This window comes from Shewanella salipaludis (assembly GCF_012911865.1).
Lineage (GTDB): Bacteria > Pseudomonadota > Gammaproteobacteria > Enterobacterales > Shewanellaceae > Shewanella > Shewanella salipaludis.
The window spans coordinates 96,058-117,961 of sequence record NZ_JAAXYH010000003.1; the positions used below are offsets into that span (position 1 = coordinate 96,058).

19 protein-coding genes are annotated in these 21,904 nt (G+C 54.9%); 5 read left to right on the plus strand and 14 right to left on the minus strand.

All coding sequences use genetic code 11. From position 1 onward, the window contains the following. Nucleotides 1-158: 158 nt before the first annotated feature. Together HC757_RS06090 and HC757_RS06095 are read left to right on the plus strand one after the other, a co-directional pair. Nucleotides 159-671 (plus strand): GspH/FimT family pseudopilin, encoded by a 513-nt coding sequence (locus tag HC757_RS06090; protein ID WP_169563427.1) that lies wholly within the window; start codon nucleotides 159-161, stop codon nucleotides 669-671. 216 nt (nucleotides 672-887) lie between these two features. After that, the gene (locus HC757_RS06095; protein ID WP_169563428.1) at nucleotides 888-1,385 is read left to right on the plus strand and encodes a GspH/FimT family pseudopilin; all 498 of its coding nucleotides are present in this window, start codon (nucleotides 888-890) and stop codon (nucleotides 1,383-1,385) included. A gap of 10 nt (nucleotides 1,386-1,395) precedes the next feature. On the opposite strand, the gene HC757_RS06100 is transcribed toward HC757_RS06095, so the two are convergent. The 12 genes from HC757_RS06100 to murJ all read right to left on the minus strand — a co-directional run bounded on the left by HC757_RS06100 (nucleotide 1,396) and on the right by murJ (nucleotide 15,269). Beyond that, entirely contained in the window at nucleotides 1,396-1,695 is a 300-nt protein-coding gene (locus tag HC757_RS06100; protein ID WP_169563429.1) for a TapY2 family type IVa secretion system protein, read from the minus strand. Then, nucleotides 1,692-2,099, minus strand: coding sequence for a type IV pilin protein (locus HC757_RS06105; protein WP_169563430.1), 408 nt, complete (start codon nucleotides 2,097-2,099; stop codon nucleotides 1,692-1,694). The genes HC757_RS06100 and HC757_RS06105 overlap by 4 nt, the downstream gene beginning before the upstream one ends. Nucleotides 2,100-2,178: 79 nt before the next feature. Further along, nucleotides 2,179-5,700: a pilus assembly protein gene (locus HC757_RS06110; protein WP_169563431.1), complete on the minus strand. Its 3,522-nt coding sequence runs from the start codon at nucleotides 5,698-5,700 to the stop codon at nucleotides 2,179-2,181. 2 nt (nucleotides 5,701-5,702) lie between these two features. Next, nucleotides 5,703-6,137, minus strand: a complete 435-nt coding sequence (locus tag HC757_RS06115) for a pilus assembly PilX family protein (protein ID WP_169563432.1) — start codon at nucleotides 6,135-6,137, stop codon at nucleotides 5,703-5,705. Nucleotides 6,138-6,148: 11 nt separating this feature from the next. Beyond that, complete coding sequence (locus tag HC757_RS06120) at nucleotides 6,149-7,093, minus strand: PilW family protein (RefSeq protein ID WP_169563637.1); 945 nt, start codon at nucleotides 7,091-7,093, stop codon at nucleotides 6,149-6,151. Nucleotides 7,094-7,132: 39 nt separating this feature from the next. Further along, complete coding sequence (gene pilV / locus HC757_RS06125; protein ID WP_169563433.1) at nucleotides 7,133-7,732, minus strand: type IV pilus modification protein PilV; 600 nt, start codon at nucleotides 7,730-7,732, stop codon at nucleotides 7,133-7,135. A gap of 197 nt (nucleotides 7,733-7,929) precedes the next feature. Beyond that, nucleotides 7,930-8,859: a 4-hydroxy-3-methylbut-2-enyl diphosphate reductase gene (gene ispH / locus HC757_RS06130; protein ID WP_211164306.1), complete on the minus strand. Its 930-nt coding sequence runs from the start codon at nucleotides 8,857-8,859 to the stop codon at nucleotides 7,930-7,932. A gap of 41 nt (nucleotides 8,860-8,900) precedes the next feature. Then, the gene (gene fkpB / locus HC757_RS06135; RefSeq protein WP_169563435.1) at nucleotides 8,901-9,323 is read right to left on the minus strand and encodes an FKBP-type peptidyl-prolyl cis-trans isomerase; all 423 of its coding nucleotides are present in this window, start codon (nucleotides 9,321-9,323) and stop codon (nucleotides 8,901-8,903) included. Further along, nucleotides 9,324-9,845 carry a signal peptidase II gene (gene lspA / locus HC757_RS06140; protein ID WP_169563436.1) on the minus strand — a complete coding sequence of 174 codons (522 nt, stop codon included), beginning with the start codon at nucleotides 9,843-9,845 and terminating at the stop codon, nucleotides 9,324-9,326. A 9-nt stretch (nucleotides 9,846-9,854) separates the two neighbouring features. Continuing rightward, nucleotides 9,855-12,677, minus strand: a complete 2,823-nt coding sequence (gene ileS, locus HC757_RS06145; RefSeq protein WP_169563437.1) for an isoleucine--tRNA ligase — start codon at nucleotides 12,675-12,677, stop codon at nucleotides 9,855-9,857. A 31-nt stretch (nucleotides 12,678-12,708) separates the two neighbouring features. Continuing rightward, nucleotides 12,709-13,644 (minus strand): bifunctional riboflavin kinase/FAD synthetase, encoded by a 936-nt coding sequence (gene ribF, locus HC757_RS06150; protein WP_169563438.1) that lies wholly within the window; start codon nucleotides 13,642-13,644, stop codon nucleotides 12,709-12,711. Nucleotides 13,645-13,709: 65 nt separating this feature from the next. Further along, nucleotides 13,710-15,269, minus strand: a complete 1,560-nt coding sequence (murJ, locus tag HC757_RS06155; protein WP_169563439.1) for a murein biosynthesis integral membrane protein MurJ — start codon at nucleotides 15,267-15,269, stop codon at nucleotides 13,710-13,712. A gap of 251 nt (nucleotides 15,270-15,520) precedes the next feature. Here murJ and rpsT point away from each other — a divergent pair, with 251 nt between their 5' ends. Together rpsT and HC757_RS06165 are read left to right on the plus strand one after the other, a co-directional pair. Continuing rightward, on the plus strand, nucleotides 15,521-15,787 hold the full coding sequence (rpsT, locus tag HC757_RS06160) for a 30S ribosomal protein S20 (protein ID WP_169563638.1): 267 nt from the start codon (nucleotides 15,521-15,523) through the stop codon (nucleotides 15,785-15,787). Nucleotides 15,788-16,025: 238 nt separating this feature from the next. Continuing rightward, the gene (locus HC757_RS06165) at nucleotides 16,026-17,453 is read left to right on the plus strand and encodes a M20/M25/M40 family metallo-hydrolase (RefSeq protein ID WP_169563440.1); all 1,428 of its coding nucleotides are present in this window, start codon (nucleotides 16,026-16,028) and stop codon (nucleotides 17,451-17,453) included. An 83-nt stretch (nucleotides 17,454-17,536) separates the two neighbouring features. On the opposite strand, the gene yaaA is transcribed toward HC757_RS06165, so the two are convergent. Both yaaA and HC757_RS06175 read right to left on the minus strand, forming a co-directional pair. Further along, on the minus strand, nucleotides 17,537-18,310 hold the full coding sequence (yaaA, locus tag HC757_RS06170; RefSeq protein WP_169563441.1) for a peroxide stress protein YaaA: 774 nt from the start codon (nucleotides 18,308-18,310) through the stop codon (nucleotides 17,537-17,539). 126 nt (nucleotides 18,311-18,436) lie between these two features. Then, the gene (locus tag HC757_RS06175; protein ID WP_169563442.1) at nucleotides 18,437-19,900 is read right to left on the minus strand and encodes an alanine/glycine:cation symporter family protein; all 1,464 of its coding nucleotides are present in this window, start codon (nucleotides 19,898-19,900) and stop codon (nucleotides 18,437-18,439) included. 714 nt (nucleotides 19,901-20,614) lie between these two features. On the opposite strand from HC757_RS06175, the gene HC757_RS06180 reads away from it, so the two are divergent. Continuing rightward, complete coding sequence (locus HC757_RS06180) at nucleotides 20,615-21,727, plus strand: OmpA family protein (RefSeq protein ID WP_169563443.1); 1,113 nt, start codon at nucleotides 20,615-20,617, stop codon at nucleotides 21,725-21,727. Nucleotides 21,728-21,904 lie beyond the last annotated feature (177 nt).

Consider the following 21,904-nt stretch of genomic DNA (forward strand, 5'->3'; position numbering starts at 1 on the left):
CATGTTAACTGCTGAGTTCAGAAGCGTTTCTCCTCACTATTGCTCCAACGTACTGCTTCAACGTATTGATTCAGCGGCTCCCGTGATGAAACGGCCATGACAAAATGCCCTATACTGAATTCAGGGGTGCGGTTGGCCCCGAATTCAAGGACGAGCATATGAAACGACTGACGGGGGTAACCCTGATAGAGTTACTGACGACCCTGGCCATCGCCCTGATAGGGGTGCTCTTGAGTGTCCCTTCGCTAAGTAACCTGTATGAGAAAGCCCGCGCCGACAGCGCCATCAGCAGGATACAACAGACACTGCTATTGGCCAGAAATCAGGCCATCAACTTAAATCTCAGCGTCAGTGTCTGTGCCCTGGAGGCAGATATCTGTACCGACCACTGGGAAAATGGTTTGGTGGTGTTCACCGACAGCGGCGAACCCAACAAGCTCGATGGTGAAGACAAGATCCTGCAACAGACGGACGCATTCGATTCAAAAGATACGCTGAACTACAATCGTACCTCGGTGCGATTTCAATCCGATGGCCTGGCATCCGGCAGCAATGGGACGTTCAAATATTGCCCCGGCAGCCTGGACAACCCCAACTCCCGTGCCGTGGTAGTCAACTCCGCGGGCAGAGTACGGCGCTCCCTTGCCAACGACATCAGCTGCAGTAACTAGCCTGGGGGTATTAACGGGCGGTAGCGCATACAGGGCTGCCGGCCGTGAGTTAAATTCCCGCGCTTTTCCTCGGAAGCTGCACACTCATCTGCGCCGGTGCAGGCCGAAGCAAGCCGGTTACAACTGACCAATTTTAGCAACAACTGTGGCTTTATTTTGCTGAAGTCATTGGCGTTCTCCCTTATACTCGAACCACAGCCCGCAAGGAATCTTACCATGACACATAAGCACAACGGATTTACCTTGGTCGAATTGATGGTCACTGTGGCTATCGCCGTCCTCTTGCTGTTAATCGGGGTGCCGGCACTGAGCAGCGTCTACCAACAGAGCCGCAGTGATACCAATATCAAGACCATTCAGGAAGCGCTGACATTCGCCCGCGCTCAGGCGGTGAACTATGGCAGAGAGATCATCGTCTGCCCCTATGCGGCAAGCCCCTGTGGGACAGACTGGAGCAAGGGCTTGAGCGTCTATACCCTGAATGCCGGTGCCAAAAGAGTCCTGAGGGAGTACCAAGGCTTTAACAGTCAGGATGCCATCAAAGTGACGGGAGCAGACGCAGAGGCGAAGATTAGCTTCGGCGCCGATGGCATGGTTTCCTCGAACGCCGAATTTATCTATTGTCCAAACGGCGCCAGTTCCGCATCCAGGAGTGCCAAGTTGGATGCTTCGGGCCGCCTCAGCGAGGGGAGCAATGGTCTGAGCTGCGGATAAGCGCGACGACTTACCTCAGCGTGGCTTTATCCAATTGCTGGGCACGCCCGAGTGTAAACTCTTCATCGAGCGGAACGCATTCTTCCACCGCTTTGATGAAGTATTTTTTCCCTTTGTTATCCATTAATTGCCTGCCAGGCAAGCCTGCCATCTTCAGCTTGAGCTCCGTCGCCTGCCAACGGAAAAACACTATCTGATCTCCCTTGACCGAGCCTATGTAACACTTATAGTCCTGTGTATTGGTCGAGGTTTCCAGCGCATGCCCAGTGAGCGGGAGCAGGCTCAAGAGCAATAGGTAAGCAGTCTTCATTTCCAGCACTCCGCTTTAGGGCCTTTAACGCCGGCATCTGTCATAGTGAGCGAAGTACAAGTCGTATCTCTGCTTGCCTGCGCCCCTTGTGGGGTAGCCGTGATGGTAAAACTGGTCGTCCCCTTGGAAGCCACAGAATAATGCTGGTGCTCGGTCACGAAGGGACTGGCACCCAATCCAAGCTTGGTCATGTCTTCGGTATAGACCCTGTTATCCAAGTAATATTGCTCCTGCAGATTGGCGACACGCATCACGGCCGCCTGGCCCTCGGATCTGGCGCTCTTGGCCACATACTGGATATAGGAAGGGTAGGCAATGGCTGCCAAAATCCCGACCACAGCGACGGCAATCATCAATTCTATCAAGGTGAAACCCGAGTCATTTCCTGGCATTTTCTTTAACATCTTGTTTGGCATCTCTTCTGGCTTAGCTGCAACTGTTGATATTGGCATGGCTCTCGCTATGCCGCTCGAGAGTGTCATGCTACTCATCGACATGATAGTAAATTTTATTCACCCCTAGCCCTGAGCCTACGTTGACCGTCCCGCTACAGGTATTGTCGACACACTCGCCCTTGCCGACCCCGATAATATAAATATAGGAAGGATCGCCGACATTCTCCGGCGGCGGAATGATGATCTGCGGCGTGTCCGGCACACGCTCACCCAGTTCTATGTAGAGTTGCTCATAGGTGCGGGTGCCCTTATGCAGATCGAAGACATACAAACGTCCCTCCCCCGAGGCGACACACACATTGGCGTCGGCGGCATTCACAGGCGGTACATAGGAAGTGAAATAGACTTTACCACCGACGATCAAGCCTGCGGTAAGACTCTTCTCCCCCACATCGGCAAAATCATAATACCAGCCGAGTTTCTGGCCGAAGGCAATATTTTCACTCTCGGACGAAGGCGCCGCCGAGGTCACATTGTAGAGCTGTGCCAGGGTGATAGGCTCAGGGATGGCATTGACTGTGCCATCGAAGCTGCGGGTCACCACATTCCTGTCCTGCAGCACATAATACATGTCCGCCACTTCGGTGCCAGATGGATGCGCCCGGTTGCCTGTGCCCACGGTCACGGCATCGTAAGGCACATTTTGATAGCTCTTGGTGACTGTGGAGGTCTCACCATCGCTGACCGTGACCTCGGAAATATTGCTGAAGACGGTCTGCGCCACCACGGGCTCGGCGAAGAAGCGTCTGTCGGTTGCCGCAGTGCTGCCGCCCAGATCGGCAAACTTAAACCCGGTCCAGGTGGTTTTGTCACTGCCCGGCATATCCATGCGCCACACATAGCCACCCGTATCCGTCGCATATATCCTGTCACTGTCGCCATCGTTGTTGCTGTCAAGCACGGCAACCGTATTGGGGATGCTGTCATCTATACCCGGCAATTGTGTCACCCCGGTCGCCGCAGTCGGGGCAAAGGTATGCAGCAAGCTGCCGGTCTCGGCATCGACTATATATACCCCGCGCCCCGAAGGGCTGGCGGAAGGGGTGGCATCATAACTCAGATCATAACCACCGCCGAAGATCAGCACCGGCTTGGTATAACCGGGAATGCGGGTGATAACTGGTTCGCTCCAGCTCTGTCCCAGTTCGGAAAAGCCGCTGCTCTCGGCAGAAATCCGCCACATAAACTTGGGGCTGTCCGGTGTCGTGATGTCCAAGGCATAGTAAGAACTGCCACCGCGCCGCATGCCGACAAATAACCATACGGTTTCGACCCCTGAGGTATTGCTCTTGACATAGGCGACCGGAGACGCATCCATGCCGTAGACACTATGGCCACCCGTGGCCTTGTTCTCCCTCAGCTTGTTGATATTGGGCAGCAGCTCATAGGGCATGAAGGCCCATGATTCCGAGACACTGTTGCCTGCGTCTTGAAACATGTGCAGCAGGCCTTGGTTGGTGCCCAAGATCACCCTGACATCCGGCGTGGTTGGAGAGCCGAAGTTTATTGCCAATGGTTTGGAGTGCAAGGGATCGCCCATGACATCCGTACGCACATCCGAGTCTTTGACTTCATCGTCGACGTCATAGCCCTTGAGCCAACCGAAGCTGTTGTCCAGCTCGGTCGTGCCCATATAGGTGGCAAGCTCGGCTTCACCGCCGGCAACGGCTGCCGCATTGGTCTTATTCAGCGCCAGCAAGGCCCCGCCCGAGCCCAGGTTACTGTACAGCACCCTTTGGGCAACACTCTGTTTCAGCTTCGCCGCAGCGCCGCCCAGTTCGACGCTGTTACCGTCTTTCACCGAAGTACAATCACTCCAGAAGGTACAGGCGTTATCCTTGATGTTGCCATCGCTGCCTATGGCGGGTGCACCGTTGGCATCGACCAGGGTGCCCGCCGGCGTGACCTTGAGCTTCTTCAGGTTGCCGCTCCATCTGGGCCCCTTGCCCGGCAGGAACATGGCGTAATAGGCGGCGTCGAAGGTCTGGGTTCTATCGAAGTTATTACTGGCGATACTGGGAGAAGTGAAGCTCGAGTCTATCTCGAGAATAGAGGTCAGGGCGTCACTCAATGCATCTTGCAACGCCAGGCTATTCCGGGCGGCAAAGTACTTGCCGCCGCCACGTTTGGCCGTTTCCTGCAACAGGGGCGCGGCATCGTCGGCCCCCGCACTGAAACCTATGGTAAAGGTGCGCACCGTCTGTGGCTGATCTTCGCCGTTGGCATCGTTCACATGGACCAAGTCGTTGTGATACATGTAACTGGCGAGTGCCGGCAGGCTGCTCGGTGTCGCCAGGCCGGTGCTGAAGCTGGAGTAATCCCCTTCGCTGCTGGCGCCAGACGTCAGGGTGGCAATGGCAGTGTCGGCATGGGAATCCACCGTCGGCACCCCATCTGTCACATAGATGACATAGGCAATCCCTGGGCATACCTGGAAAGGCGACACATAACTGCCGGCGGCTTCTATGCTGGTATCGTAAGGCGGTTGATTGGCCCAATAATTATCGCCGCGCAGAAAATTATAATCCGAGTCTTTATGGCCATAGACTATGGGTTTACCGGCAAAATAATTGTAAGCCTCGAACAAGGTTTCACACAGAGGCGTGTTGGTATCGGCCGGGAGTTTATCTATGGTGGAAAGCAGATCACTCTTGGCGGTGGCAGACATCTGTTTAATGCCGGACACTATGCGGCCGCCATCCCTGTCACCTTCGTATGGGTAATTGAGGTTGAATACCGCCAGACCGAAGTCCACCGAAGGTGTGGTGATGACGATGTTTTTTATCGCCTCCTTGGCAACTTCCAAACGACTCTGGGGCACCACAGGCAACTGACCGAGTTGTACCAAGGTATACCAGCGCAGGTAGTTGTCCGTATACAAGGTCACAGGCTCGCCCGTACCAAAATTGGTGCTCTTGGCATCGCCGATGGCATTGGCCCAGCTGCTGGCGGGATCCGAATTGTGATTATAAGGGTATGCCTTATTGTCTACCTTGAGGGCGTCGACCGGGAAGCCATTGGCTATGCCGGTGGCGTTCGCCGGATCGACCGCTTCTATGTCTTCCCAACAGTCTATGATCTCTATGTTGGCACCATTATTTTCCGGTACCTCGATCCAGCTGCCGGTCTTGCCCTTGACGTTGTATTCCCTCAGGAAGCCGGTGAAGCGCCCGTATTTATCCAGTGCGGCTTTGCTCTGGTTACAGCCATTGATGGCGTCGAGGAAGCGTCTGGCTTCGGATGGACTGTCGGGGGTCGGCAAACTGGTATTGTCTATGCCTGAACCCTTGGTGAAATACAGCATTCGCCCCTGATAGGCATTGGATGAGCCCACTGCCGGATAGACGGTATTGGGATCATAACTGCCGGCGGCATCTTCTTCTATGGTGGCCATGCTGCCGGAGTTATCGAAAATAACCAGTACCTTGGCTCTGGCTCCCGTTCGGGTGGAGGATTCAAACACATAGAGTTCGGTATCATCGGCCCAGCTGAGGGCACAAGTGCCAAGCATGGAAAACAATAAGGCCAATACCAGTCGCTTAGTCATCATCTCTAGATCCTTAATACTTCTTGTTCGATACCCGCAACCACGGTGAGTTGCCCAAGATCGTCACGGCCAAAGGTCGAGCTGCTGCTGATTTCCAGCCGTCGACAGGCGATAAGGTTGGCCGCACTCGCATTGGTGCTGCGCTGACAGCTCACATCCTGAATTGTGCCGTCTTCGGGTAAGGGGGTGATGGTCTGGGTGCCATTGAGCAGGCTGCTCTGGGTCGTCGTCGACATGTTGGCCAGGCCGGCGCCCTGATTGCTCGCAATCGCGGCATCCAGGGCGCCATTGGCGGCGATGCCCGCCTCAATTCTCTCCGAGCCGGCGCCGGACATGCGCATGGATTGCAGCGAGTTAACGGCCAAGGCAACCCCGATGAGCGTCATGATGATCAGCACTATCAGGGAGAAAAACAGCACTACGCCTTTCTGCTTGTTCATAATCATTTCCGTTATTTTCGAATAAACACAGGGTTTTCCAACACCACTGTCGTCGACATCACCTTGCGGCGAAAGTGATCGTTGGGCGCGGCTATGCTCTTGTCACCCAAGGTGTAACTGGTGGCGTTGGTGTAACTATTGTCGCTCTGGGTCGAGCGCACCAACAGAAATATCCGCAGCGCCACCAAACGCTGGAACAACTCGTTATCCCACATCAGACTGCTGACATTTTCTACCGGCATGAAACTGTCGGCCGTATCATCCCCGTCGTTGTCGAAACCATAGAGGATGCGCATATTTTCGATGCCCTCGACCAATTGCTCTTCGGTATTCATGCCACTGCCTGTGGTGAGAATTCTGCGTCTGAGCACGGGAATACCGTCGGCATCGTCCTTGATGAAATACACATGATGCTGATACTCCCAGATCCGGCTATTCGGCAGAGCCGGAGCCGTGGTGCCACTGAAAAATTCGGCCTGGGTCGAAGTCGCGGCCACATAATAACGCGCCGTTCCCAGCACCGCCGTGGATGGGCCAATCAAGCGCTTGATCTGCAGCACATCCGTGGTGCTGTTGACATCCCCGGCACCACTGAGGCAAGACAGGCTGTTGCCGCTCACTCCCGCCTCATAGCCCCATAGACGGCGAAAGTGGGCCGGTTGCGAATTGGGCAGACTGGCATTGTTCAAGCCGGCGCCGACACAGTCGTTGACCACATTGGCACTGACCTTGGTATTGCTGCCAACCACAAAGTCGGTACCCGTTATGTCGCCCATGAAGCCCAACTGGCTCACGTCCCGCTCCATCAGCGCCAAGGCGATCCTGCCGTTTTCCTGTAACTGGTTGAACTGACTGGTCGTGGTGACATTGGTCGAGGACATGCTGAACATGGTGAACAGCCCCAGGGTCAGAAACAGACTGATCACCAAAGCGACCATCAGCTCCACCAGTGACATGCCAACCTGTCTTAGTAATACATAATGCAACTCAGTCACCTATATAATCATGGTATTGACGATGAAGATGCGCCTGCGCTTGGCCAATGCCGTCTTGCCACAATCGCTGGCCTCATAACTGGTATCGCTGCTTTCCCTTATGCCACGCCAGGCAATCACCACCTTCACCACGGCATTGGGATAGGTACGTCCATTAAGGGTAGTCGAACTCGTAGTCACACAGGCATAGGGACTGTCCAGGCCGCCAACCAGCTGACTGCCGACGGCCTCGGCCGAGCCGTTGAGCAGCTGCTCCCACTGATACTTGTCCCATGCAGCCGTTTCCGCCGGGGTACACAAACTGGTGGCGCCTATGGCGACATCACAGGCCTTGGCCGGACGCGCCAGGGCACCGGTATAAGTCGCCGCATAGGCAGTCAACTGTCCCCGGTTGAGCTTCATGCGATTGACTATATCCTTGGCATAATAGGACGCCTGGGTCTGCTGGAAAGATTCGAAGCTGCCCCGCTTGGCGACCAAGTGCAAGTTGAAGATGCCGATCAGGCCAATCACGAGTATGACCAGGGCGATCAAAACCTCTATGAGGGAGAAGCCATTTTGCTGCTTGCTCCCGGGTGTCAAACATTCCATTTTAGTCATAATATTGACGTACAAACCTTCTATAAGCTCATGAAAAATGGCGATAAAAACACTATAAAGGTTAATGGTAGTTTAGTCGAATGTAACCTGCCAGTAACATGGTGTTTTATTATGTTGGCGAGGCTTAGCGAATGAATTTTCAGCAAAAAAAAAAGAGGCCCGGGCCTCTTTTTTTTAACTGAAAACTGAGAAATGACTTATCTGAGTTCGGCCGGTACGGCGAAGACGGTATCTTCCTTGCGCCCTTCGACCTCGGTTACCACGCTCGGGGCCAGTTTGGCTATGGCCTGAACCACCTGCTGCACCAACACCTCGGGGGCAGAAGCCCCGGCGGTGACCGCGACCCTGCTGATCCCCTCGAACCAGGCGGCTTCGATATCCGCCTCGGTATCGACCAGATAGGCGGCAGTGCCCGTCTTTTGGGCCAACTCCCGCAGACGATTCGAGTTGGAGCTATTCTTCGAGCCCACCACGATCAGGAGATCCACATCCGCCGACATGCTGCGGACCGCATCCTGGCGGTTCTGGGTGGCATAACAGATATCATCCTTGCGCGGGCCCTCGATGGCAGGAAAACGGCGCTGCAGTGCGGCTATGATGTCCAAGGTATCATCGACCGAAAGCGTGGTCTGAGTGACGAAACACAAGTTATCAGGATCTTTCACCTCGAGCGCGTCGACATCCGCCGGCGACTCGATCAGATAGACGCCGCCGGCTGGGTTATCGTATTGCCCCATGGTGCCTTCGACTTCGGGATGCCCCTCATGGCCGATCAAGATGCACTCGATTCCCTTGCGACTGGCGCGGGTGACCTGCAGATGCACCTTGGTCACCAAGGGACAGGTGGCGTCGAATACCTTCAAACCGCGCTGCTTGGCTTCGGCCCTGACGGCCTGTGATACCCCGTGGGCGCTGAAGATCACTATGCTGTCATCCGGCACCTGCTCCAGCTCATCGACAAACACGGCGCCGCGATCTTTCAGATTCTGGACCACATAACGGTTATGCACCACTTCATGGCGCACATAGATGGGTGGCGAAAACAGCTCGAGTGCCCGTTCAACTATGCTGATGGCCCTGTCGACCCCGGCGCAGAAACCGCGGGGGTTGGCCAGGAGTATATTCAGGCTAGGGCTGGTGGGAGCTTGCTTGGGATCGAAAGTCATAGTTAGAGTACCTGTACCACTTCCAACTCGAAGGTCACTGTCCGCCCCGCCAGAGGATGGTTGAGATCCACTGTGACCGAACTTCCCGCGACGTCACGCACTATGCCGGGTATTTCACTGCCACCCGGGCCGGCGAAACTCACTATCACCCCGGCTTCCAGCTTCATGTCCGCCGGGAAACGGCTCTTGTCCATATGATGAATGGCATCCGGATTCGCTTCACCGAACGCATCCTTGGCGGCCAAGGTAAAGCTATGTTTGGCCCCCACGTCCAGGCCAGCAAGTTCGGCTTCGAACGCCGGGCTCAGGCTGCCATCGCCCAGGTTCAGGCGGGCCGGCTTACCGGACGCCTTGGTGCTGTCGGCGGTAGAGCCGTCTTCGAGCACTATGTTCATGTGGCATATCAATGCAGATGTTGCTGTCACTTAATTTACTCCTGGCCCCTTGGGCTCGCCATTGTGCGCCGGCTTGCCGGCAACCAGGGCGTCCCAGATGATCAAGGCCGCACCTATGCAGATGGCAGAATCGGCAATATTAAACGCCGGGTAATGGCTTCGGCCCCAATACACATCGATAAAGTCGACCACGAAACCATGCATCAAGCGGTCGACCAGATTTCCCAGGGCGCCGCCTATGACCAAGGTATAGGCCAGGTTCAGGCGCCACAGGCCAGCGGCTTGCTTACGCAACCAGATGCTGAGAATGGCGGTGAACCCCAGGGCAATCAGGGTAAACAGCCAGCGCTGCCAGCCGCCGGCGTCACTCAAGAAGCTGAAGGCCGCGCCATAGTTACGCACATAGGTGAAATTGAAGCCGGGTAACAGCTGCAGCGACTCGTGCAGCTCGAAACCCTTCAAGACCCATTGCTTGGACAGCTGATCGGCAATAAACACCAATGCCACCATCCAATACCAACGCAGGCCACTGTCTTTCCAACTCGATGGCATACTCATACCTTAGGCAAACTCACGCTGTTCACCGGCACCTTCGATGTTGGTGACACAGCGTTGACATAATGTTGGATGTGCCTCGATAGTGCTCACCTCTTCTCTGTGGTGCCAGCAACGCTCGCACTTGGCCGCTTCGCTCTTGGCCACCACTAATTTCAAGGCGCCCAGCTCTGTCTCGGCCGCATTGTCCGGCGCCGAAGCCAGTGGCAACACTGAGGCACCTGAGGTCAAGAGCACGAATCTGAGTTCATCGCCTATCTTGGCCAGCTCGGCGGCTAGGGCTGCGTCGGCATACAAGCTGACTTCGGCCTCCAACGAACCGCCGATACGCTTATCGCGGCGCGCCTGCTCTATCACCTTGTTGACTTCGGTACGCACCGCCAGCAGTTGCTGCCAATAGTCATCGCTCAAGTCTGTGGCCAGCGTGACCGACTCCAGACCCTGATACCATTCCTGGGTAAACACATAGGCCGCCCGCTCACCCGGCAGCAGCTGCCAGATTTCATCCGCGGTGAAGCTCAGGATTGGCGCTATCCAGCGCACCATGGCCTCGGCGATGTGATACAGGGCAGACTGACAGCTACGACGGGCATGACCTTCCTGCTTCGCCGTGTATTGTCTGTCTTTGATGATATCCAGATAGAAGCTGCCCAGCTCGACCGAGCAGAACTGCATCAATTTTTGGGTCACCTGGTGGAAGTTGTACTGCTCATAGGCTTCCAACAACTCCTGTTGCAGGGCAGCAGCGCGGCGCACCACCCAACGGTCCAGCGCCACCATGTCCCCGACCGCAACCATGTCTTTCACAGGGTCGAAACCGTTGAGGTTCGCCAGCAAGAAACGCGCCGTGTTACGGATACGGCGATAGGCATCGGCACTGCGGTTGAGGATCTCATCCGAGACCGTCATCTCACCGCTGTAATCGGTGGCAGCCACCCAGAGACGCAGAATATCGGCGCCCAGCTTGTTGGTCACAGTCTGCGGCGCTATCACGTTGCCGACAGACTTGGACATCTTGCGGCCCTTGCCATCGACGGTAAAACCATGGGTCAGCACTTGCTTATAAGGCGCCTTGCCATTCATGGCGGTGGAGATCATCAGGGATGACATGAACCAGCCGCGGTGTTGATCGCTGCCTTCCAGATACAAGTCTATGTCATGGCCCTGGAATTCGGGACGCGCGGCAACCACGGACGAGAAGGTCGAACCCGAGTCGTACCAGACGTCCAGGGTATCCGTCACCTTGCGGTATTGCTCGGCTTCGTCGCCGAGCAGCTCGGCTTCGTCCAGATCCCACCAGGCCTGGATGCCCTGCTGTTCGATACGATGTGCCACCCGCTCCATCAGGGACACGCTGTCCGGATGCAGCTCTTCCGTCTCACGGTGTACGAACAGTGTGATAGGCACGCCCCAGGTACGCTGACGCGAGATACACCAGTCTGGGCGGTTCTCGACCATCTTCTCGATGCGGCTCTGGCCCCAGTCCGGGATCCACTGGGTATTGTCTATTTCCTTCAACGCCTGGGCGCGCAGGCCATGGTTGTCCATGGAGATGAACCACTGAGGTGTGGCGCGGAAGATGATTGGGGTCTTGTGGCGCCAGCAATGAGGGTAGCTGTGACGATAGGCCACATGGTGCAACAGAGTGCCCTTCTCTTTCAGCAGTGCGACCACATTGTCGTTGGCCTTGAACACATGCTGACCGGCGAAGATCTCTGTGTCCGGCTTATAGACGCCGTTATCGCCAACCGGGTTGGCGACTTCCAGGCCGTATTTCTGTCCGACCACGAAGTCGTCCTGGCCATGACCAGGTGCGGTATGCACTATGCCGGTACCCGCGTCTGTAGTGACGTGCTCGCCTAAAATGGCAGGCACATCGAAGGCGTAGAAAGGATGGTTGAAGCGCAGCAGCTCGAGCTCGCTGCCCTTGGCCTGGCCCAGGATGCTATGACGTTCGGCGCCATAACGCTCGAGACAGGCTTCGACCAGCACCTCGGCCAAGATCAGCGCCTGGGTCACACCTTCTTTCTCGAATTCGACCAGGCTGTAGTCCAGCTCAGGACTCAGAGATAAGCCGCGGTTGGCAGGCAGAGTCCAGGGAGTGGTGGTCCAGATCGCCATAGACACTGGGTGTGCGTAATCACCGACCTTGAACTTGGCCAGCACAGCAGCCTTGTCGGCGGCGCCAAAGGCGACGTCGATAGCAGGGGATGTCTTGTCCTCGTATTCCACTTCGGCTTCCGCCAGGGCGGAGCCACAATCGGTACACCAATGCACTGGCTTGACGCCCTTATGCAAGTGACCGCTGGCAATCACCTTGGCGAGCGAGCGCACTATGTTGGCTTCGGTGGCAAAATCCATGGTCAGGTAGGGATTATTCCAGTCACCCAGCACCCCCAAACGAATGAAGTCGTCACGCTGGCCATCGACCTGCGTGGCGGCGTATTTGCGACATTCTTCACGGAACTCGGCGGCGGATATCTTCTGCCCAGGCTTGCCGACTTTCTGTTCGACCTTGAGTTCTATGGGCAAGCCGTGACAATCCCAGCCCGGCACATAAGGAGCGTCGAAACCCGACATAGTCTTGGATTTGACTATGATGTCTTTGAGAATTTTATTAACTGAGTGACCTATATGAATACTGCCATTCGCATAAGGAGGGCCATCATGCAAAATAAAGGGTTTACGGCCAATACGACTCTCACGGATCTGTTGATACAGTCCGTCCTGGGTCCAGCGAGTTAACATTTCTGGCTCGCGATTGGCCAAATTACCGCGCATCGGAAACTCAGTTTCCGGCAAATTCAAAGTAAATTTATAGTCGCTCATTGATCCTATACCGTTAATTAAGCTGATAACCTCAGCCTGCATCATTGCCAAACAAGGCTCTGGCCTCATTTGCATCATTCAAAATTTGTTGTTTCAACGCCTCCAGAGACTCGAAGGGTTGCTCTTCCCGCAGCTTAGCCACCAACTCCACTTCTACCCTGCGACCATAGAGATCGCCGTCGAAATCAAACAAGTGCACCTCGAGCAAACATTCCTGGCCATTGACCGTCGGCCTGAAACCTATGTTGGCCATGCCTTCATACACTTCGCTGCCATCCCAGAAGAAGCGCACCGCAAACACCCCACGCACTGGCACTACGTTGCGTTTGAGGGCTATGTTGGCCGTGGGGAATCCCAAGGTTCGCCCCAGTTTCTGCCCATGAGCCACTCTCCCGCTCAGGGTAAAAGGGTGTCCCAGCATGCGCCTGGCTTGCTCCAGGTTGCCCTTTGCCAACTGCTCCCGCACCGCCGTCGAGCTAACCCGCTGATCGCCGAGCATGAAACTCTGGGTGTTCACCACGGTAAAACCGTACTTCTTACCCGCCTGGTGCAGCATCTCAAAATTGCCGCGACGACCCTTACCGAAACAAAAATCGTCGCCGACAACCAGGTACTTAACCCCCAGCTTGTTGACCAGCAACTCCTGAATAAAATCCTCGGCCGGCTGATTGGCAAACTTGGCATTGAAGTTAACACACACTAACCTCTCAACCCCGAGTTCGTCGAGCAACATGACCTTGTCACGCAATCGGCTCAAACGGGCTGGCGCATTTTCGCCACAGAACAACTCCTGCGGCTGAGGCTCGAAGGTCATCAGGGTGACAGGCAAGTGGTAAAGCTCACCCTTGCTCACCAGATTGGCTATCACCTGCGCGTGGCCACGATGGACACCATCGAAGTTGCCTATGGTCAACACACAACCTTTGTGTGCCGGCAAAATATTGTGTATTCCGCGGATTAATTCCATGACTTTATACGGCTGCCAAACCCAAATCGGCCGATTATATAACAGCTATCGTTGAGAATCAGCACTCAAACTCCAGGTTTCATCTTCCAGGGACGGATACCGAGCAACAACAGACTCAAAATGTAGCTCAAGGCACCCGTAACAATCAGGCCGGTTAAGGCCATGGCGCGCTCTGCCAACTGCCATTGCAGCCATGTGGACAGAGGCGGCGTCAGATAATACAAGACTAACACCATCATCAGGGTCGCCACTACGGCTTTTATGAAAAACCTCAGCGTTTGGCCGCCGACGCGGTAGATACCGGCCAAGTGCAGGCCGCGGTACAAGAGTCCGGCATTGAGCAGCGCCGACATGGAAGTGGCAATCGCCAGGCCGACATAACCGAAGGGAATGGCAAATACCAGATTCAGCCCCATGTTGCTCACCATGGCTATGACGCCATAGCGTACCGGCGTCCTGGTATCCTGGCGCGAGTAATAACCGGGTGCGAGCACCTTGACCAACATGAAACTGAGCAAGCCACTGCCGTAGGCCATCAAGCTGTAGGATGCCATGATGACATCCGCTTCAGAAAAGGCCCCACGCATAAAGAGCACCATCAACATGGGTTTGGCCAACAGGATGAGCCCGAACATGGCGGGCAAGCCCAACAACAAAATGGTTTCAATGCCCCACTCCAGGGTGCGGCTGAAGCCGGCGCCCTCGGCATTGACATGCTTGCGCGACAGTGCCGGCAGGATCACGGTCGCGATCGCTATACCGAAGAGTCCAAGGGGGAACTCCAACAAACGGTCGGAATAATAGAGCCAGCTGATCGAGCCCGTCATCAGGAAGCTGGCGATAAAGGTATCGAACAGCAAGTTGATCTGGGAAACGGACACGCCGAACAAGGCCGGCAGCATCAGGGTGCGGATCTTCACCACCCCAGGGTGCTGCCAGCCCCAGGAAGGCTTGACCAGGGCTTTCTCCCTTAAGAGAAACGGGATCTGGAACAGGAATTGAATCACGCCACCGAAAAACACCCCCCAGGCCAGGCCTATCTCGGGGCGGGCCATATTCGGCGCCATGTAGAGGGCGGCGGCTATGATGGCGACGTTCAGGAATACCGGGGTAAAGGCGGATACGGCAAAGCGGCCCCGGGTGTTCAAGATAGACCCGGCCAAGGCGGTGAAGGTGATGAACCAGAGATAGGGAAAGGTGATCTTCAGCATCAGCGATGCCAATTCAAATTTGGCCCCATTGGGCTCATCATTCAGCCAGGCCAGGAACCAACCGCCGCCGAATAAGGCCGACAGTATCGGCGATCCCAGCACGCCGAACAGGGTCACCAGGGTCACCATCAAACCCAAGGTACCTGCGACTTTACTGAGCAACTCCCTGGTTGCCTCCGGCGTGTGTTTTTCTTGATATTCGGTTAATACAGGCACGAAAGCCTGAGCGAATGCCCCTTCGGCAAACAGGCGACGTAAAAAATTGGGGATTTTATTCGCGAAGAAAAAAACATCTGCACTGCTGCCTGCGCCCATTAAGTTGGCAATCACCACATCACGAACCAGGCCTAAAACACGTGAAATCAAGGTCATAGCACTAACTATCATGCCAGACCGCATTAATTTTTTACTCAAACGACCCCCAGAACTCCGCCGGATTTCTTCGGCGATTTATGGCAAAAATTCGACCCTGGCTCTGTCACACGGCGGGAATTGCTGCTAGAATTGCGCCACATATTACACGAGTTGGGTTGAAGATCGCCAAGCCGGTTGGATTAATTTATCTTTATGATGATTATTCAATCATAGTCGTTGACAAAGTGACTAAAAGCAGGCATAGTCCTCGGCCTTTAAAAGTATCAAATCCAGTTTTTAGGAGTTGCACCTTGGCTAATAGCAAGTCTGCAAAGAAGCGCGCGCTTCAGTCTGAAAAGCGTCGTCAGCATAACGCCAGCCGTCGCTCAATGTTACGTACATACGTTAAAAAAGTAATCGCTGCAATTAAAGCAGGTGATCACAAAGTAGCAACAGAAGCTTTTGCTGCTGCACAACCTATAGTTGACCGTATGGCTGCTAAAGGTCTTATTCACAAGAATAAGGCTGCACGTCATAAGGCTCGTCTAAACGCTAAGATCAAAGCACTGGCTGCTTAATCGTTATTAGCGAATGAAAAAAACCGGCTTAGGCCGGTTTTTTTATGCCTGTTTTTCGCCATTCCAAGCCGATAGCCGCCGTCGTCACTGCTGCACGTCCAGCTGCAGACGTATTTACAGGCTTACATACTGACTTACAGTCGGGGCCGGGACAGGGCGTCGACTTTTTGTTAGATTATCCGACGGATAAAACCGCACCTAACTCAGTATCAGCAAATAACAAGAATCAAGGACATGCATGAAGCATTACAGAATGAGCTTATTAGCGAGCCTGCTGGCCGCGAACCTCTTTGGCTGCCAAGTACAGTCGGGCAGCAGCCACAATGCGCCTCAAGCGACGCCGGCGCCCGTCGCCTTGCTGCAACAGCAAGCCCTGGCCTCGGATCTCGGCTACTCCTTGGTCGAATCACTAACGGTGGAAGTCGGTCCACGTCTGGCCGGCAGCGATAAAGATCTGGTCGCCGTCGAATGGGCCGAGAGCAAACTCAAGGAACTCGGCTTCGATCGCGTCTACAAGGAGGCGGTACAAGTCCCAGCATGGGATCGCGGTGAGGCCAAGGCCAGCATAGTCGCGCCTTTCCCCCAACCTCTGGTCATTACCGCCCTCGGCGGCAGCGTGGGCACACCTGAGGCAGGCATTCAGGCCGGCATAGTCCGCTTCGACAGCCTGGCGGCGCTACAGGCAGCCAGCGAAGCCGAGGTCGCGGGCAAAATTGTCTTCATAGATCAAAAGACCGAACGCCACATCACGGGCAAGGGCTATGGCAAGAGCGTGGGCGGTCGCAGCCAGGGAGCCGTCGAGGCGGCCAAGAAAGGCGCAGTCGCCCTGGTGATACGCTCCATAGGCACAGATCATGACCGTATGCCACATACAGGCATGATGCATTATCAGGATGACATCAGCAGAATTCCGGCGGCGGCCATGTCCGCTCCGGATGCCGACTTGGTCGATGCCATGCTGGCACGCGATCCCCATGTGGTGTTGTCGCTCAAGATGTCGCCGAGCAGCCAGGGATTTGCCACCTCTTATAACGTGATTGCCGAAGTGACGGGCAGTTCGAAACCCGAGGAAATCGTCTTGCTCGGCGCACACCTTGACTCATGGGATCAGGGCACGGGTGCCATAGATGACGGTGCCGGGGTCGCCATAGTCACGGCCGCGGCCAAACTCATACAGGATCTGCCCCAAAAGCCTGCCCGCACCGTCAGGGTCGTGCTCTTTGCCGCCGAAGAAATAGGCCTCTTGGGTGGCAAGGCTTATATCCAGGCCCATAAGCAGGAGCTGGCGAAACATTACATGGCGGCGGAGTCCGACTTCGGCGCCGGAAAGATCTATCGGATGGATGTGAATGTCGCAGCAACGGCCTTGGATGAAGTAAAGGCTCTCGCGGCGCCCATGGCCAACAACGGGGTGGCATTCGGCGACAACGGCGCCTCAGGTGGTTCTGAGGTGTCCATGCTGCCGGCACAAGGGGTGCCTGTCGCCTCACTCAGGCAAGATGGTACAGACTATTTCGATTACCATCACACCCCCAACGATACCCTGGACAAGATAGATGCTGCGGCACTGGCACAGAATATCGCCGCCTATGCCCAGTTTGCCTATTTGATGGCCGACTCCAGGCTTCAGCTCAGACCTATCCTCTCCCAAGACGTCCAGGAGTAGCCCGACGGCTTGCCGGCACGATAAAAAAGCAGCCTAAGGCTGCTTTTTTATCTCTCCAGTGCTTATCTGCCCCGCATGCCCGGCTATTGTTCCTCTCTCAAGAAGGTAGGCTGCGCCGGCGTCGACTCTTCCTGGCTGTAGTAATAACCGCCGCCAGTAAATTGCTGTAACTGCTCGAGTGAATTGACACCCTGGGTGATGAGGTATCTTGCCATCATGCCGCGAGCCCGTTTGGCAAAGAAACTGATCACCTTATACTGGCCATTCTTCCTGTCCTTGAATACCGGCGTGATCAAACGCGCCTGCAGCTGTTTGCTCTTAACCGCCTTGAAGTACTCATTGGAGGCGAGGTTAACCAGCATGTCATCGCCCTGGGCGGCCACTGCGTTATCAACCTCATGGGTGATGCTGTCACCCCAGAACTCATACAGGTTCTTTCCCCTGGGATTGGCAAGGGCAGTCCCCATCTCCAGCCGGTAAGGTTGCATCAGATCCAATGGCTTGAGTAAGCCATACAGGCCGGAGAGGATACGCAGATGCCGCTGCGCCGCCGTGAGTTCCGAGTCCGTGAGCGAATCTGCATCCAGGCCGGTGTATACGTCGCCACGAAAGGCGAAGATGGCCTGCTTGGCATTCTCGAAGGAGAATTCGGGTTGCCATTGGGCAAATCTGGCCGCGTTCAAACCGGCAATCTTATCGCTCACCTTCATCAGTGAGCCTATGTCCTGGGGGCTGAGTCGACGGCAGACAGAGATCAACTCCTGGCTTTGATCTATGAAGTCGGGCTGGGTGTGTCTCTGGGTAACTGGGGGATGTTCAAAATCCAATGTTTTCGCCGGTGAAACCAATACCAACATCTAAGACTCCGCTCGTAAGGCGTTAAACAGTGCCCCTATGATATCTTCTGGGCATAAAAAAACCACGCATTAAGTTGCGTGGTTTTTCCGAATGCCCGGATAGACTCAGGCTATCAGCCCAGGATATCAGGTATTGAGCGGACGTTCGAGCGGCTCAGCAGGGTTCAAATCCTCACCATTCGTCCATATGCTGCCATCCAATTGCTCCCTCAGCTCGGGAAACTTGCGTGGGTCAAACTCGGGAATGGTTCCCGCATTCAGTTGCTCACGATAGTCATTGATGACACGAATCGCCAGTCCGGACAAGAGCAACAGCGCCACTATGTTCACCGTCGCCATCAAGCCCATGGACACATCGGCAAGATCCCAAACCAGGCTGATCTTGGCCATGGCACCAAACATCACCATTGCCAGTACACACAGGCGAAACAAGGGTAAGGCCTTCTTGCTGTTGCCCGACAAGAACATCACATTGGTCTCGGCGTAGGAGTAATTGGCGATGATGGAAGTAAAGCAGAACAGGAAAATGGCGATCGCAATGAAAGCCCCGCCCCAATCGCCGACATGGCTGGACAAGGCCCCTATTGTCATTCGGATACCGTCATCTGTCGTGCCCAGATCACCCGACAACAGGATAATGGCCGCAGTCGCGGTACAGATCACAATAGTGTCGACAAAGACGCCGAACATCTGCACGAAGCCCTGTGAGGCAGGATGATTGGGCGTAGGTGAGGCACTGGCCGCCACGTTCGCGGCGCTGCCCATACCAGCTTCGTTGGAAAACAACCCGCGCGCGATGCCTGCCTGCATGGCCTGGGCGACACTGTATGCCACGCCACCCGCTGCAGCTTCTTGCCAACCGAAGGCACTCTTGAAAACCAGGCTGAATATGGCGGGGATCTGCTCCAGATTGCTCATCACCACCATCAAAGCCACTAAGATATAGGCCAGCGCCATCACAGGAACCAAGATCTCGGACACCCTGGCCACCTTACGCATGCCGCCTGTGATGACAAAACCACTGAAGACGACCAGGGCAAGACCCACATACATGGGATTGAAACCGAAGACTTTATCCATGGCACCTGTAATGGTGTTGGCTTGGACGGCATTGAAGACCAGGCCGAAGGCGAGGATCAGGAACAGGGAAAACAAGATCCCCATCCAACGTTGCCCCAGGCCCTTCTCCATGTAGTAGGCCGGCCCGCCACGGAATTGGCCGTCACTATCCTTCACCTTATAAATTTGAGCCAATGTCGACTCTATCATGGCCGTCGCCATCCCCAGTACGGCAATAAGCCACATCCAGAAGACGGCGCCCGGCCCGGCAGCCCCTATGGCAACCGCAACCCCGGCCATATTACCAGCGCCGACGCGGGCCGCCATGCTGGTACAGAAGACCTGAAACGATGACAGGCCACTCTCACAGCCGTCACGGCTCATGGCGAGCACTTTAATCGAATGACCGAAATGGGTTAGCTGAATGAATGCCAACCTGAGGGTGAAATACAAACCGGCTCCCACCAGCCCGTATACCAACAACTTGCCCCAAAGCAGCGCATTAAGAAAATTAACTATGGTTTCTAACATATTATTCTACTTCTTCCCGTAACAAATCCCGCCCAGGCTAGTGCCTGAACGACATTGGTGGTGAATGAATTCTTCTCATCTAACCTGGTGAATAGCGGCTGATTTATCTTTTAAGTTATACATCCGCGATCGGCAACGCCGAAATTCAAGCCATGGCGCCGCTAACCGGTCAGCAAAATAGCACAGTATTCGAAGCTGTCCATGTGATCAAGATCACACAAGAGCATTTGAGCAACATTCAAACAGAGCAAAATATACAAGTCCAAGTCGTTGTTAAACTTGTATTAACAATAACGTTACCCGGCTAATCTCCCAGTTCCGGACTCAAACATCCAATCAGGCGATACCCGACATAACGAGCTTGCCGACAAGTCGGTCCCGAACGCCTCCAGTCAAAGAGGCATTAAACCAAACCAAGCCTACACTAGGCCCAGGTCGACGGCAAACCCGGATGAGAGTGCCCCTTGGCGAGTCCGTCACTGCCACCCTGTTCGGCTTAGATTGGTTTTATGTAAACATTTGGTTCTTAAAGCGTAACAATATGCTGTTTCAATGAAATATTTCAGCCGTCGAGTGGCAAAATGCGCCGGCTCAATAGATAATTATGCCGGCTGGCGACTAAATCTAAGGATCCCCACACTAAGGGCCAGCGGTGTTTTGCAGCAAGTTGCAGAGCAGAAATGGCGGAGCAATATGATAATGGACTTGGAGATTATGATGAAGAATACCTTAAGAGCAGTACTGCTTTCCTCACTCTTGCCCCTCGCGGCAAACGCATCTCAAGAACTCAGCCCTTGGTATCTGGGCGCAGGTGTTGGCGTCAACAATTACGAGCCTAACTGCGATCAAAAAAGCATGAAAGTATGCGGTGAAGATGACCCTTATGCCTGGGACATATTTGCCGGTTACTTATTCAACGACTATCTGGGTGTTGAATTAGGCTACAGAGATCTGGGCAGAGCGGAATGGACCGACTATAGCGATAAGTTCAACGATGTGGGTGTCAAGGGCCCGACCCTGGGCTTGGTCGGCTTCTGGCCATTGGCCAATCGCTGGAGCCTATCGGCCGAAGCGGGTGCCATCAACTACCTCATATACAATGACAAGGCTCATGGCAGTGAGTATTACAGTGACACAGACCTTGCCCCCTACTATGGCGCCGGCGTAGGCTACAACTTTACCGACAACCTGAAGTTGCAGGCCAAGTATCGCCGCTATGAAGGCCTGGATGAAAACAAGTGGGACACCCTGGACATGGACAGCAACTACTGGGGTCTGGAACTGAGTTACCGTTTCGGTCACAAGGCCATGGCCGCCCCCGCTGCTCCGGCGCCAGCCCCTGTCGTCATGGCACCGATAGACACAGATAAAGACGGCGTGACAGATGATATGGATCTCTGCCCTGACACGCCCATGGGGCATAAGGTTGACGGCAAGGGCTGCTCCCTCTATTCGGAGATGACCCACAATCTGGCTATCGATGCCAAGTTCGGCAATGACTCGGCGGTGGTGAAAAACGATTCCTATGCCGAAGTTGAAAAACTGGCCAACTTCATGAAGCGTTTCCCCCATACCCAGGTCAAGATCGAGGGTCATGCTTCCAATGTGGGTGCAGCCGACTACAACATGATGCTGTCGCAGAAACGTGCCGATGCCGTCGCCAAGCTCCTGACCGACAAGTACGGCATAGAGCCGAGCCGGGTCACGACGCAGGGCTATGGGGTCACCCGACCTCTGATACCGGGTCGTTCCGCGGCCGCGAACGCGGCTAACCGCCGGATAGAAGCGCAGATCACAGTGAAAGAGACAGCCCCTCTGACCAAATAATGAGGCTCAACTCAGGCCTTGAAGTCGCTGCCATGCAGCGGCTTTTTTCATTTATGGGCCGGCTGCGGCAGATTAGAAATTATGCCCTACTGGGCGTACACTCAGGTTAGAAGCTATCCAAGACACAAATTGACCTCATTCAATCATTTTTGTAATTTTTTTACATTCAAGGTTGGA

What these genes read in the sequence shown, in the direction of transcription:
- HC757_RS06090 (WP_169563427.1), top strand. Translation starts at nt 159, where the DNA reads ATGAAACGACTGACGGGGGTAACCCTGATAGAGTTACTGACGACCCTG.
- HC757_RS06095 (WP_169563428.1), top strand. Translation starts at nt 888, where the DNA reads ATGACACATAAGCACAACGGATTTACCTTGGTCGAATTGATGGTCACT.
- HC757_RS06100 (WP_169563429.1), bottom strand. Translation starts at nt 1,695, where the DNA reads ATGAAGACTGCTTACCTATTGCTCTTGAGCCTGCTCCCGCTCACTGGG.
- HC757_RS06105 (WP_169563430.1), bottom strand. Translation starts at nt 2,099, where the DNA reads ATGTTAAAGAAAATGCCAGGAAATGACTCGGGTTTCACCTTGATAGAA.
- HC757_RS06110 (WP_169563431.1), bottom strand. Translation starts at nt 5,700, where the DNA reads ATGATGACTAAGCGACTGGTATTGGCCTTATTGTTTTCCATGCTTGGC.
- HC757_RS06115 (WP_169563432.1), bottom strand. Translation starts at nt 6,137, where the DNA reads ATGAACAAGCAGAAAGGCGTAGTGCTGTTTTTCTCCCTGATAGTGCTG.
- HC757_RS06120 (WP_169563637.1), bottom strand. Translation starts at nt 7,093, where the DNA reads ATGTCACTGGTGGAGCTGATGGTCGCTTTGGTGATCAGTCTGTTTCTG.
- pilV (WP_169563433.1), bottom strand. Translation starts at nt 7,732, where the DNA reads ATGACTAAAATGGAATGTTTGACACCCGGGAGCAAGCAGCAAAATGGC.
- lspA (WP_169563436.1), bottom strand. Translation starts at nt 9,845, where the DNA reads ATGCCATCGAGTTGGAAAGACAGTGGCCTGCGTTGGTATTGGATGGTG.
- ileS (WP_169563437.1), bottom strand. Translation starts at nt 12,677, where the DNA reads ATGAGCGACTATAAATTTACTTTGAATTTGCCGGAAACTGAGTTTCCG.
- ribF (WP_169563438.1), bottom strand. Translation starts at nt 13,644, where the DNA reads ATGGAATTAATCCGCGGAATACACAATATTTTGCCGGCACACAAAGGT.
- HC757_RS06165 (WP_169563440.1), top strand. Translation starts at nt 16,026, where the DNA reads ATGAAGCATTACAGAATGAGCTTATTAGCGAGCCTGCTGGCCGCGAAC.
- yaaA (WP_169563441.1), bottom strand. Translation starts at nt 18,310, where the DNA reads ATGTTGGTATTGGTTTCACCGGCGAAAACATTGGATTTTGAACATCCC.
- HC757_RS06175 (WP_169563442.1), bottom strand. Translation starts at nt 19,900, where the DNA reads ATGTTAGAAACCATAGTTAATTTTCTTAATGCGCTGCTTTGGGGCAAG.
- HC757_RS06180 (WP_169563443.1), top strand. Translation starts at nt 20,615, where the DNA reads ATGATGAAGAATACCTTAAGAGCAGTACTGCTTTCCTCACTCTTGCCC.